Origin of the sequence: Caulobacter sp. (assembly GCF_035254145.1) — a bacterium.
Classification (GTDB): domain Bacteria; phylum Pseudomonadota; class Alphaproteobacteria; order Caulobacterales; family Caulobacteraceae; genus Caulobacter.
In genome coordinates this window covers 1-12,294 of the sequence record NZ_DATFAV010000016.1, presented here as the reverse complement: position 1 = coordinate 12,294, position 12,294 = coordinate 1, and the positions used below count along the sequence as shown (strand labels likewise).

General features: G+C 65.8%; 11 protein-coding genes. 4 read left to right on the top strand and 7 right to left on the bottom strand.

The features are described 5' to 3' along the window. The 3 genes from VJ655_RS00925 to VJ655_RS00915 form a co-directional block, all read left to right on the top strand. Window positions 1-1,089, top strand: a 1,089-nt coding sequence (locus VJ655_RS00925; RefSeq protein WP_324097495.1) for an ABC transporter permease, incomplete at its 5' end; no start/stop codon positions are given. 1 nt (window position 1,090) lies between these two features. Then, entirely contained in the window at window positions 1,091-2,212 is a 1,122-nt protein-coding gene (locus VJ655_RS00920; RefSeq protein ID WP_324097494.1) for an ABC transporter permease, read from the top strand. Window positions 2,213-2,310: 98 nt separating this feature from the next. Beyond that, window positions 2,311-2,751 carry a hypothetical protein gene (locus VJ655_RS00915; RefSeq protein ID WP_066681810.1) on the top strand — a complete coding sequence of 147 codons (441 nt, stop codon included), beginning with the start codon at window positions 2,311-2,313 and terminating at the stop codon, window positions 2,749-2,751. 53 nt (window positions 2,752-2,804) lie between these two features. Here VJ655_RS00915 and VJ655_RS00910 read toward each other — a convergent pair whose 3' ends face one another. The 4 genes from VJ655_RS00910 to VJ655_RS00895 all read right to left on the bottom strand — a co-directional run bounded on the left by VJ655_RS00910 (window position 2,805) and on the right by VJ655_RS00895 (window position 8,511). Next, window positions 2,805-3,992, bottom strand: coding sequence for an acetyl-CoA C-acetyltransferase (locus VJ655_RS00910; RefSeq protein WP_324097493.1), 1,188 nt, complete (start codon window positions 3,990-3,992; stop codon window positions 2,805-2,807). A gap of 132 nt (window positions 3,993-4,124) precedes the next feature. Further along, window positions 4,125-5,327 (bottom strand): acetate/propionate family kinase, encoded by a 1,203-nt coding sequence (locus VJ655_RS00905; RefSeq protein ID WP_324097492.1) that lies wholly within the window; start codon window positions 5,325-5,327, stop codon window positions 4,125-4,127. Between the two features lies 1 nt (window position 5,328). Continuing rightward, the gene (locus VJ655_RS00900; RefSeq protein ID WP_324097491.1) at window positions 5,329-6,747 is read right to left on the bottom strand and encodes a bifunctional enoyl-CoA hydratase/phosphate acetyltransferase; all 1,419 of its coding nucleotides are present in this window, start codon (window positions 6,745-6,747) and stop codon (window positions 5,329-5,331) included. A gap of 3 nt (window positions 6,748-6,750) precedes the next feature. After that, window positions 6,751-8,511, bottom strand: a complete 1,761-nt coding sequence (locus tag VJ655_RS00895) for a PHA/PHB synthase family protein (RefSeq protein WP_324097490.1) — start codon at window positions 8,509-8,511, stop codon at window positions 6,751-6,753. Between the two features lie 258 nt (window positions 8,512-8,769). On the opposite strand from VJ655_RS00895, the gene VJ655_RS00890 reads away from it, so the two are divergent. Next, entirely contained in the window at window positions 8,770-9,834 is a 1,065-nt protein-coding gene (locus tag VJ655_RS00890; protein ID WP_066684320.1) for an AI-2E family transporter, read from the top strand. A gap of 102 nt (window positions 9,835-9,936) precedes the next feature. Here the strand turns inward: VJ655_RS00890 and VJ655_RS00885 are convergent, their stop codons facing one another. From VJ655_RS00885 to VJ655_RS00875, 3 genes are all read right to left on the bottom strand, one after another. Continuing rightward, window positions 9,937-10,692: an SDR family NAD(P)-dependent oxidoreductase gene (locus tag VJ655_RS00885; protein ID WP_324097489.1), complete on the bottom strand. Its 756-nt coding sequence runs from the start codon at window positions 10,690-10,692 to the stop codon at window positions 9,937-9,939. 75 nt (window positions 10,693-10,767) lie between these two features. Further along, a complete protein-coding gene (locus tag VJ655_RS00880; protein WP_324097488.1) occupies window positions 10,768-11,160 on the bottom strand; it encodes a hypothetical protein in 393 nt (130 codons plus the stop codon). Between the two features lie 204 nt (window positions 11,161-11,364). After that, complete coding sequence (locus tag VJ655_RS00875; protein WP_066684314.1) at window positions 11,365-11,826, bottom strand: CsbD family protein; 462 nt, start codon at window positions 11,824-11,826, stop codon at window positions 11,365-11,367. Between the last annotated feature and the right edge of the window lie 468 nt (window positions 11,827-12,294).

Here is a 12,294-nt window from a genome sequence, read left to right as displayed (position 1 = left end):
GAGGCGCTTGAGCTGCGCCGCGACCCGATCCGGGCGACTCTGGCCCTGCTGGGCAGTGTGATCCTGATGTTCATCATGGGCTACGGCATCAGCATGGACGTCAAGGACCTGCCGTTCGCCGTGCTGGACCGCGACGGGACGACCACGAGCCAGGACTACGCGCTCAACATCGCCGGCTCGCCCTATTTCGTCGAGCGACGGCCGATCTCGGACTATGGTGAACTGGATCGACGGATGCGGTCGGGCGAACTGAGCGTGGCGATCGAGATCCCGCCCGGCTTCGCCCGGGACCTGCGCCGGGGCGACACGGTGGCGCTGGGCGTGTGGATCGACGGCGCCATGCCCCAGCGCGCCGAAACCGTGCAAGGCTACGTCCAGGCGCTGCACACCCAATGGCTGAGCGACATGTCCGTTCGAGAGCTTGGGGTGCGGCCGTCGACTGGCTTGATCAACATCGAAACCCGCTATCGCTACAATCCCGACGTCAAGAGCCTGGTGGCGATCGCGCCCGCGGTCATCCCTGTGCTGCTGCTGCTGTTTCCGGCCATACTGACGGCGCTGAGCGTCGTGCGGGAAAAGGAGCTGGGCTCGATCATCAACTTCTACGTCACCCCGGTCACGGCGCTGGAATTTCTGCTGGGCAAGCAGGCGCCCTATGTGGCGCTGGCCATGTTGAACTATGCCCTGCTGGTCGTGCTGTCCCTGTCGACCTTCCGCGTGCCGATCACTGGCGACATCGTGGCCATGACCTTGGGCGCCCTGCTCTATGTCCTGTCCTCGACGGCGATCGGCTTGCTATTCTCGATCTTCATGCGCAGCCAGATCGCAGCGCTGTTCGCCACCGCCATCGGCACGATCCTGCCGGCCGTGCAGTTTTCGGGACTGATCAATCCGGTCTCGTCGCTGGAGGGAGCCGGGGCGGTCATTGGTCGCGTCTTCCCGACCAGTCATTTTGTCACCATCTGCCGCGGCGTGTTCTCCAAGGGACTGGGGTTTCCCGATCTCCAGCCGGAACTGCTGAGCCTGGCGGTCACCTTCCCGCTGCTGCTGGCCGCCTGCGTCATGTTGCTCAAGAAACAGGAACAATAGGGTGCGCGGGGCCAACATCCTGAGGTTGGGCGTCAAGGAACTGCGCAGCGTCGGGCGCGATCCGATGATGCTGGTCCTGATCGTCTTCTCCTTCTCGTTCTCCATCTATATGGCGGCGACGGGCATCCCCGAGTCCTTGCACAAGGCGCCCATCGCGATCGTCGACGAGGATCATTCCCAGCTCTCCGATCGCATGGTCGGCGCGTTCTATCCCCCTTATTTCACGCCGCCGGCCGTGGTCAGTCAGGACGCGGTCGACGGCGGCATGGATGCGGGCGAATACACCTTCGCGGTTGATATCCCCCCCGATCTTCAGCGCGACGTGGTGGCCGGCCGCCGACCGACGGTGCAGGTCAATGTCGACGCCACGCGGATGAGCCAAGCGTTCAGCGGCGCCGGCTACATCCAGCAGATCCTCGGCGCGGAGGTCCTGGAGTTCGTCCAGCGTCATCGCGGCGCGACCGCGTCGCCCGTCACTCTGGCGCTGCGCGCCCGCTTCAATCCGACCCTGGCCGAGGCGTGGTTCGGCTCGGTGATGGAGGTGATCAACAACGTCACGATGCTGTCGATCATCCTGACCGGCGCGGCCCTGATCCGCGAGCGCGAGCACGGCACGATCGAGCATCTTCTGGTCATGCCGGTCACCCCGCTGGAGATCATGGTCAGCAAGGTCTGGTCCATGGGGATGGTGGTGCTGGTGGCCTGCGGCCTGTCGTTGTTGATCATGGTTGAAGGGGTGCTGGGCGTGCCGATCGAGGGCTCGGTGGCGCTGTTTCTGTGCGGCGCCGCCCTGCACCTATTCGCCACCACCTCGATCGGCATCTTCATGGGCACCATCGCCCGTTCGATGCCGCAGTTTGGGCTGTTTCTGATGCTGGTCCTGCTGCCGCTGCAGATGCTGTCGGGCGGCATGACGCCGCGCGAAAGCATGCCGTCGTTCGTTCAGACCGTCATGCTGGCCGCGCCGACCACCCATTTCGTCAAGCTCGCCCAGGCCATCCTCTACCGAGGCGCGGGTCTGGAGGTGGTCTGGCCGCAGTTCCTGGCCATCGCAGCCATCGGCGCGGTGTTCTTTGTCGTGGCCCTGACCCGCTTTCGCAAGGCGATCGGTACGATGGCCTAGGCTGGGACGGCCCGATCAAGGCGGTGCGCGGTCGGTGCGCGGCTATCCATCTTCCGCGGTCACTCGGTTCCGGTGGGCGCCTCAACTGGAGTTATGTGATGAAGCCCTTCAACATCGCCATGGCGGCCGTCGTCGTGTTGGCTGGCCCGGCGACCCTGGCTGCGGCCGCGCCGCGCGCCCAGCCCTCGGCTACCGCGCGATTGTCGGGGGATTCGGTGGCCTTGGGTGTCGGCTATGGCTGGGGAAGGGGGGTGTTGTCCTTCCAGGGCCGCAACACGCCCTTCACGCTCACCGGCGTGACCCTGATCGAGGCTGGCGCCGATCGCGTCGAGGGTGAGGCGGAGATCTACAATCTCAAACGCGTGGAGGACTTTCCGGGTCTCTACGCCGTCGCCGGCCGGAGCGGGGCGTTCGTGACCATGGGGGGCGGGACAGCCGTTCTGCGCAACGCCAAAGGCGTCGAAATCAGGCTCCACACCCAGAGCCAGGGCCTGAAGATCGCCCTGGCCGCAGGCGGTGTGAGCATCGCCCTGCGCTGAGCTCAAGGACGCGCCCGTGACGTCCCAAGGGGGCTTTGCGGGCGCGCCAATTTTCAGGCAAGCGTTTCGAGCGCCAGGGCGACGCCCTGGCCGCCGCCGATACAGAGGGTGACGACGCCGCGCCTTAGCCTGTCACGCTTCATGGCGTGTAGCAGGCGCGTCGTCAGGATCGCCCCGGTGGCGCCGATCGGATGGCCATGGGCGATGGCGCCGCCTTCGACATTGACGATGTCCTCGGCAAGCCCAAGCTCGCGCGTGACCGCGAGCGCGATGGCGGCGAAGGCCTCGTTGATCTCGATTCGCTCGATGTCGCCGACCGTCCACCCGGCCCGCGCCAAGGCCTGCCTGACCGCAGGGACGGGGCCGATGCCGAACAGGCCGGGCTCGACCGCCGCCACGCCATAGGAGACCAGTCTGGCCATGGGCGTTAGGCCGTGGGCCTCGGCAAAGGCGCGTTCGGCGACGATCATCGCCGCCGCTCCAGTATTGAGGCCGGGCGCGTTGCCCGCCGTGATGGTTCCATCCGTCCGGAAGGCGGGCCTTAGCCTGGCCAAGCTCTCAAGCGTGGTGTCGGGACGATTGTGCTCGTCGCGCGAAAACGGCTCGGGCCCCTTTTTGCCCTTGATATCGACGGCGACAATCTCAGCATCGAATCTCCCCGCCGCCTGCGCCTGCGAAAAGCGCTGCTGCGAGCCCGCCGCCCAGCGGTCCTGATCGTCGCGGCTGATTTGATATTTCGTGACCAGATCCTCGGTGTGCCACCCCGAATGCTGATTGGAAAAGGCGTCGTTGAGTCCGTCATGGAGCATAGCGTCGTAGATCTGGGCGTCTCCCATTCGGTAGCCCCAGCGGCCGCTCGTCATCAGGTAGGGGGCGGCGTCCATGTTCTCCATGCCGCCCGCGACGCCCGCTTCGACGAAGCCAAGCAAGACCTCTTGCGCCAGGGAAACGATCGCCTGGGCCCCCGATCCGCAAACCCGGTTGACCGTCATGGCGGGAACCTCGACCGGCGCGCCGCCAAGTATGGTGGCCTGACGGGCAGGGTTCATCCTGTTGCCTGCCTGAACGACATTACCCATGACCACGCTCTGCAGGCGGTTGGGATCGAGCTTGGACCGCTTGAGCGTTTCGCGCAGAACCGTTGCGCCAAGCTCGGCGGCCGGGACGGACTTCAGGCTGCCGTTATAGGTTCCTATGGCGGTCCGGACAGGATCGCAGAGCACCACTTCTCGTCTAGCCACGTTTCACCTCTTTGCTATTGACGTCACGATCTAGAATTTCCTCCTTGCGCCAAGCAGGCCTCCCGTCGCCGCAGCTCAAGGCCACATCGCTAAGCCAGACCCCGGGCGATGCAAGCCGCCGAGATCGGAGGACTAAGGCGCTCGGCCTTGCGCGTTCAAACCCAAGGTGCTGATCGTCTGGAGGGCGATCATGCGTTCCTCGTCGGTTGCCATGACCCGCACGGCGACCTTGCTGGCCGGTGTGCTGATCAGCGCGGCGTTGGCTTGGTTGGCGGCAGGCTCGATCACGATCCCCGCCCAGGCCAGCCGCTGGCAGATCAGCGCGCGGATGGCCGGATCGTTCTCGCCGATGCCGGCCGTGAACACCAAGCCGTCGAGTCCGGCCAGCGAGGAGATCAGGCCGCCGACTTCCCGCGCCACGCGCCAGGCGAAGAGGTCGATGGCTTCGGCGGCGCGCGGATCCTGGCTCTGGTGAAGCGTGCGCATGTCGCTCGAAACGCCCGAAACGCCCAGCAGACCACTCTGGGTGTAGAGCAGCCGTTCGACCTCGGCGATGCTCATGCCTTCTTGCGACAGCAGATGCAGCACCACGCCCGGGTCGACCGCGCCGCAGCGTGTGCCCATCACCAGACCATCCAGCGCGGTGAAGCCCATCGTGGTGTCCAGGCTTTTGCCGTCGTGCATCGCGCACAGGCTGGCGCCATTGCCAAGATGGGCCATGATCACCCGGCCGCGGGCAAGGTCCGGATCGATCTGGCCAAGCGTACGGGCGATATAGTCGTAGGACAGGCCGTGGAAGCCGTAGCGGCGCACCCCTTTGTCATGCAGCGCGCGGGGCAGGGCGAACCGCGTGGCGATCTCGGGCATCTGATGGTGAAAGGCGGTGTCGAAGCAGGCCACCTGCGGCAGTTCCGGCGCCAGGGTCTGGATGGCGCGGATGGCGGCCAGGTTGTGCGGCTGGTGCAGCGGCGCCAGGGGGCAGAAGGCCTCCAGTGCGGTCAGGACCTGATCATCGACCCGCACGGGAGCGGTAAACCGTCCGCCGCCATGCACGACCCGGTGTCCCAGCCCGACGATCTCGCGGCCTTCAAGGTGTGCGCCGGCCCAGGCGAAGAGATCCTGCAGCAGGGCCTCATGATCTAGATCCGCGCCACCGTCCCAGGTGCGATCGACCAGAACGTCGCCGTTCAGATCGCGGGCTGCCAGATGGGGCGCCGTGCCGATACCCTCCAGCTTGCCGGAGGCCACGCGGCTTGGGCCATCGCCCGCCAGGACGAACAGGGCGAACTTGATGCTCGACGAGCCGGCATTGAGGCTGACGATGGCGCGGCTCATGTCAGGCGCCCGCCGTCAGGCCCGGCGCCGCCTTGGTCGCGGCCCGAGCCATCAACACGGCGACCGCGCAGGAGGCCAGACGTGTGCGCAGGCTGTCGGCGCGGCTGGTGAGGATGATCGGCACGCGTGCGCCGAGCACGACCCCCGCCGCGTCGGCGCCGCCCAGAAAGGTCAGTTGCTTGGCCAGCATGTTGCCGGCCTCGAGGTTGGGAACGACAAGGATTTCCGCCCGCCCGGCGACCGGGGAGACGATCCCCTTTTCCTTGGCCGCCGCCTCGCTGATGGCGTTGTCGAAGGCCAGCGGGCCGTCCAGCAGGCCGCCGGTGATCTGCCCCCGGTCGGCCATCTTGCACAGCGCCGCCGCATCCAGGGTCGAGCGGATGGTCGGGGTCACCGTTTCCACCGCCGAGAGGATCGCGACCCTGGGCTGCTCGATGCCGATGACATGGGCCAGGTCGATCGCGTTGCGGATGATATCGGCCTTGTCCTCCAGGGTGGGCTCGATGTTGATCGCCGCGTCGGTGATGATCAGCAGCGTCGGGTGGCCTGGGACGTCCATCACATAGGCATGGCTGATCCGTCGCTCGGTCCGCAGGCCGGTCGCCGACGGGACGACCGCGCCCATCAATTCATCGGTGTGCAGCGACCCCTTCATCAGCAGTTGGGCCTCGCCCGAGCGCACCAGCGCCACCGCCTGGGCCGCCGCCGCGTGGCTGTGCGGGGCCGCGACGATGCGATAGGCCGCGATGTCCTTGCCGGCGGCCTCGGCGGCCGATCGGATCTTGGCCTCCGGACCCACCAGGATCGGCGCGATGAGTCCGGCCTCCGCAGCCTCGACGGCGGCGGTGATCGCCGCGGCGCTGCAGGGATGGGCGATGGCGGTGGGCACGGGATGGTGTCCCGTCGTCAGCGCCATCAATTGGCGATAGGCGTCGTGATCGGAAAGCTGGACATCGGGCAGAACGACGCGGGGACGGCGCACCTTCTCCGTCGGAGCGACCACCTCAGCCTGGCCAGTGATGACGTCCTGGCCATTCTGATTGGTGCAACGGCAGTCGAACCTGACGCGATGATGCTCCGCCAGTTTTTCGACCACTGTCACCGTCGCGGTGATGGTGTCGCCCAGGCCCACGGGATGCACGAACTTCAGGCTTTGGCTGAGATAGATCGCGCCGGGGCCGGGAAGTTGGGTGCCCAGCACCGCCGAGATCAAGCCGCCGCCCCACAGTCCATGGGCAATCACGCGGTGGAACATGTCGGTCGCGGCGTAGGCGGGGTCGAGATGGGCCGGATTGACGTCGCCGGACATCAGGGCGAACAACTGGATGTCCCGCTCGGCGAAGGTTCTCACGACGCTGGCGGTGTCACCGACGGCGATCTCGTCGAAGGTGCGGTTCTCGATCATATCCGGAGCGCTCATGGGTCAGTGTTCCAGGACGTACTGGCCTGGAGCGTCTTCCAGCGGGGCATAGCCCTTGTCCGCCGCGCCCATCGGCGGGGGCGAGACCGGGGCGCTGGAATGTTCATCCAGCCACGCGCCCCAGTCGGTCCACCACGAACCCTCCTGAACCGGCGCCCGAGCGGTCCATTCGTCCGGATCAAGGGCTGGTCCCCCGGCTTCGCGGGTCAGTAACCGGTACGAACGGTGGGCGTGGCCCGGCTCGGAGACGATCCCGGCATTGTGTCCGCCGCTGGTCAGCGCGAAGCAGATCTCGGCGCCGCACAACCCGTGAATCTTGTGGACCGACCGCCAGGGGGCGACGTGATCGCGCTCGGTGCCAACCACGAACATCGGCCCGCGCAAGGCCGACAGCGAGATGCTTCGGCCATCGACCTTGTAGTGGCCCTCGGCCAGATCATCCTCAAGGAATAGATGGCGCAGATACTGGCTATGCATGGCGTAAGGCATGCGCGTGCCATCGGCGTTCCAGGCCATCAGATCCGACATCGGCTCGCGCTCGCCCATCAGATAGGTGTTGAGCACCCGAGACCAGAGCAGGTCGTTGGAGCGCAGGATCTGGAAGGCCCCGCCCATCTGCGAACTGTCCAGATAGCCCCGGTTCCACATCATGTTCTCGAGCAGATTAAGCTGGGCCTCGTCGATAAACAGGCCAAGCTCGCCCGGTTCGCTAAATTCGGTCTGGGCGGCCAGCAGGGTCAGGCTAGCCAAGCGCTCGTCGCCGTCGCGCGCCATCGCCGCGGCCGCGATCGACAGCAGGGTGCCGCCAAGGCAATAGCCGACGCCGTGAACGGCGCTCGCCCCGGTGATGGCGCAGACGGCGTCGAGCGCCGCCATCGGTCCCAGGCGGCGATAGGCCTCCATGTCGAGGTTACGATCCTCGCTTCCGGGATTGCGCCAGGAGATCATGAACACCGTATAGCCTTGGCCCACAAGCCAGCGGACCAGCGAGTTCTCCGGCCGCAGGTCGAGGATGTAGTACTTCATGATCCAGGCCGGAGTGATCAGCACCGGCTGGGGCCTCACCAGCTTGGTGCTGGGCTCGTATTGGATCAGTTCGATCAGGTCGTTGCGATAGACGACCTTGCCGGGCGTCGTCGCCAGCACCTCGCCGACGCCGAAGGCTTCGGTCCCTACAGGAGGCTCACCCCGAACCATCCGCTGCATGTCTTCGAGCAGGTGCTTGCCGCCTTCGATCAGGCATTGGCCTCCAGACTCGATGATCCGCTTCTGCAGTACGGGATTGGTGAGGGGGCTGTTGGTCGGGGCGAAGACATCCAGGATTTGCCGGGTCGTGAACTGGACGACGTCCTGATGGTGGCGGCTGACGCCCGCCACGCCGGTGGTCGCGGCATGCCACCATTGCTGGTTTAGCAGAAAGCCCTGAGCCAGGAGGTTGAACGGAGCCTGCTTCCAGGCGGGATCGTCGAACCGATGATCCTGGGGCAGGGGGTCGATCGCGGGCGTGGCGGTCGGTTCGCTTGCGGACCGCAGCGCATAGTCGCCGAGGCGCGCGTACTTGCGCCCAGCCTTGGCCGCCAGTTGCATCTGCTTGCCCGGCGCTAGCGCCAGATGCATCGCCCAATCCGAGAAGGACTGCATCATCGTCGCTGGCGAAAGGCCGTGGAACGTTTGGGCCAGGGTCGCCGTGGCGGCCCGGTCGAGCATCTCGGCGATACCGTCGAGGGGGTCTGGGGGCGGCAGGGGGGCGAGGGCGGCGGTCATGGCCAAACTCCTATCGGTTAACCTTGGAGCGCGACCGCGAGCGGCGCGCGCCCATCCTTGCAGCCGTTGAGGGCGACCCGGCGGCTCCCTCAACTTTCTAGCTGACGTCGCTCCCGTACCTGTAAGGTAACGGTAATGGTTAGGGAAGTTATTTAGGTTCCGACGCCCTCCTGATTATCCCTTAATGAGCGAGGGATATCACCAGCGTCGTCGGCCGAGCACACGCATTGACCGGCCGCCTTACCGTTTGGAGCACGCATGAAAGTCGCCCCCTTGCCGGTCGCCCTCAATGTCACCGGCGTAGCGGCGGCCCTGGCGCTGCTCTATGTCTTCAGAGCCTTGTTGTGGCCGCTGGCCATGGCTTTCGTGTTGGCGGTCCTGATAAACGCCCTGGTCAGGGTGATCGTTCACGCCTGGCCCTCGGCCGGCCGGTTGACGGTCATGGTGCTGGCCAGCGCGGTCGTCGCCGGCTTGCTCATGGTCGGCGTCGTCGTCGTTGTCAGCGGCGCGGCCGAGTTGGCCGGTCAACTGCCGCAGTTGGCGGTTCGTCTCAACGCCCTGTTCGAGCGGGCCGGCCAGTTGGTGAAGCTGGAGGGGGTGAGCTTGACGAGCCTGGCGTCCGGCCTGGATCTGCCCTCCCTCGCCGCCAGGGTCCTGAGCAGCCTGCAAGGCGCGGTTTCGGGGATGCTGCTGACGGTCCTGTTCCTGATCTTTATCCTCACCTCACGACATCTGATCCGAAACAAGATGCAGATCATCGCCAGCTTCCGACGCCCAACGGGAATGCCCTCGGTGTTGGAACGAACGGTAAAGGGTGTCGAGACCTATGTCTGGATCCAGACGGTAACCGGCCTGATGATCGCCGCCGCCTCGGGGGCGATCATGGCGCTGGCGGGCCTGGACAATGCGCTATTCTGGACCTTGGCGCTCTTTATGCTCTCCTACATACCGGTGCTGGGCGTTGGCGTCGGCAGCCTCGCGCCAGCCCTATTCGCATTGCTGCAGTTTCCCACAGTGTGGCCGGCGCTCGCCATCTTCTTGGGGATACAGGCTGTCTCATTCCTGGTCGGCAATCTCGTCCTGCCCAAGATGCAGGCCGCCAGCCAGAATATCGACCCGACCATCGGACTCTTGACTGTCGGGGTGTGGAGCGTTCTTTGGGGCATTCCAGGCGCCTTCCTGGCCATTCCGCTGACCTTGGCTCTGATGCTGCAGTTGGCGCAGTTCGAGAGCCTGCGCTGGATCGCCGTCCTGATCTCCAACGACGGTCATCCGATCAGCGACACCTTGGCCGTCGAAGTCGGGAGCCGGCCTGTCCCATAGGGCGCGGCGTGAGCTCGGCTTGGCCAGACGGCCCGCAAGCGCCGCCGTCGGCCAGGGGGCAGAACGCGCGCTGACATAGCAATTTGCCTTATGGCGAAGAGTCTAGCCGGCCGCCCAGCCCCCGTCCGAAGGCAGGACGACGCCATTGATGTTTTCGGCCTCGTCGCTCAACAGCCAGAGAATATTGGCGGCCAGCGAGGCTGGCTCCGCCACGGGCGGCGCTTGGGCCTCCAGAAGCGGAGCGATCCGCGACCATCCATGGTCAGACCGACTGGCGCCGTTGATCGAGGTCCGCACGGGCCCCGGCGCGATAGCGTTTACCCTCACCCCCTTGGGCCCGTACATGAAGGCGGTGCTCTTGGTGAACCCTACCAGGGCATGTTTGGACGCGGTGTAGGCCACGCCCGCCGCCGAGCCGCGGAGCGAGGCCTCGGAGGCGACATTGACGATGGCGCCGCCACCGGCGACGAGCATCACCGGAAGGGCGGCTCGGGTCAGTCGCATGACGGCCGTGACATTGACGGCGAAAACCCGCTCCCAGGTCGCGTCATCGACTTCCGCCGCGGGCAGGAAGCCGTCCATGACGCCCGCGACATTGGCCAGCCCATCAACGCGCGCCTCGCACGCGGCGAGGACGCGCTGCACGGTTTCTTCACGGGAGATGTCTCCGGCGATCGTCACGAGCGCGCTTGAGGACGTGGCGGCCGTCAAAGCCGCCAGCCGGCCTTCGGCCACGTCGCTGGCGATGACGCGCGCCCCTTCCTCCAAAAGCCGGGAGGCGGTGGCCCAGCCGATCCCAGCTCCCGCGCCCGTGACAATGACGGTCTTGCCGGCGAACCGGCCTTGGATGGGCGTCATGATTGATCTCCTTGAGTATCCCCCGCGATCGGGGATCGAGCTCCGATCGCGCGGATGGTCCCTTGCAGCCTGCCGCTAGAGTGTTCGATCTTTTCGAGGCGATGGCGGCGATGCCTTGGCCGGCGTGCAATCGATCTTGGCGCAAAACCGCCGCTCCACATCGGCGGCGACTTGCGGGGCCACGTCGTCCACCGCCTTTTCGAGCACCGGCAGCATGATCACCCGGCCTTTTTCGAGCCACGCCTTGCCCGACGAGCTGACATAAAAGCGATTGATATCTTCCAGTTCGACCTTGGTGAAGGTCAGGGCGCAGGCTTCGACCAGCTTGCCGATGACCGGAGCCTTGGCGGCCAGGAGAGCGCCCGACAGGGCGTCCCGATAGGCCGTCACCGCCGCGTCGCCCGGAGGCGACACGGCGATGAGCCGATCATAGGTTTCCTCGACCGCTTGGTTGATCTGCTTGTCCATGTCGCTTTCCAGGCCTGACAAGCTCACCGACTGGGCGCAGAGCGACCGGCGCGCGGCAAGATCGGCCGGTGAGGGGGGCTGGGCCCGCGCCGCTCCGCTAGTGATGGCGAGGAGAGCGAGCGCGCCCAGCGAAAGGCGAGCGCTGATTAAGCCAAAGCGAGGCACTGGGTTTTCCTGTCTGGATGAGAGAAGCACAGATCGGGGTCAGGACTTTGAGGGGCGGTTGGCTTCGATCCAGCGGCGTGCTTCGTCGAGCCACGCCTGGACTTGAGCGGCGGCCTCTTCCTTGCTGATTTGGTAGCGCGCCTGCAAATCGGTGATCAGATCCCCGGTGTTCGCCTCGACCACCTCGCGCAAATCTTCCGCCTTGGCGCGGCCGTCTTGCAAGCGGACGCGAAGGTCGGTCCAGCGATCCTGCAGGACATCGTTGAAGCGCAGCCACTGCGCTTCGATCAAGGCCTTGGGCTGAGCGTCCGCGCGCCAACGGTCGAGTTGTTTTTTCGCCTCGTCGAGCGTCAGGCCGAACTCGCGCTGCAGGAGGCCGGCGATTTCGGTGAGCTCGCCCTTGATCGCGCCTTCCTTGCTATTGAAAGCCTCCGACCAGAGTTGGTGAATGCGGCCCGAGATGATCTTCCACTGGCCTTCGATCTCATGCTTGTTGACCATCTTATGCTCCTGGAATGGCGGTTAGGGCGTTTGCGGGCGGTCGAGCTTCAGGGCCGACCGCGGAAAATCGATTGGCGGGCGAAGCGGTGGTCATGATCCGTCCGTGCTCGTGAAGATCATGGCGCGTGTCAGGGCGCGCCGAGTCGCTGCGCCGCAGTCGCCGCTCACGCCGCGGAGCGGCGGGGCGGCGACTGCGGTGCCCTCGGGGAGGAGGTGTTGAGCTTGTAGGATAACGGTAACGAATAGGGAAGTTATTTAGGGGCCTGGCCGGCTCAAATTCTCCCTTAAGGACATTCGAAAGGCGCCGAGGCGAAGCCGAGACGTAAAGCGCGCAGGGCAGACCCAGGACAACCACGACGGAGGCGGCGGCGGCGCAACAAGACACCCAAGCGCAAGGTCAAAGCCAAGCTGCGTGAGGACCGTCAACCGGCCTCCCGGCCCAACGACGTCTGGGCTATGGACTTCCTG

Bases quoted from the DNA above. Each gene is read 5' to 3' on its own strand.
- VJ655_RS00915 (WP_066681810.1), top strand. From the start codon at position 2,311: ATGAAGCCCTTCAACATCGCCATGGCGGCCGTCGTCGTGTTGGCTGGC.
- VJ655_RS00905 (WP_324097492.1), bottom strand. From the start codon at position 5,327: ATGAGCCGCGCCATCGTCAGCCTCAATGCCGGCTCGTCGAGCATCAAG.
- VJ655_RS00900 (WP_324097491.1), bottom strand. From the start codon at position 6,747: ATGAGCGCTCCGGATATGATCGAGAACCGCACCTTCGACGAGATCGCC.
- VJ655_RS00895 (WP_324097490.1), bottom strand. From the start codon at position 8,511: ATGACCGCCGCCCTCGCCCCCCTGCCGCCCCCAGACCCCCTCGACGGT.
- VJ655_RS00890 (WP_066684320.1), top strand. From the start codon at position 8,770: ATGAAAGTCGCCCCCTTGCCGGTCGCCCTCAATGTCACCGGCGTAGCG.
- VJ655_RS00885 (WP_324097489.1), bottom strand. From the start codon at position 10,692: ATGACGCCCATCCAAGGCCGGTTCGCCGGCAAGACCGTCATTGTCACG.
- VJ655_RS00880 (WP_324097488.1), bottom strand. From the start codon at position 11,160: ATGGACAAGCAGATCAACCAAGCGGTCGAGGAAACCTATGATCGGCTC.
- VJ655_RS00875 (WP_066684314.1), bottom strand. From the start codon at position 11,826: ATGGTCAACAAGCATGAGATCGAAGGCCAGTGGAAGATCATCTCGGGC.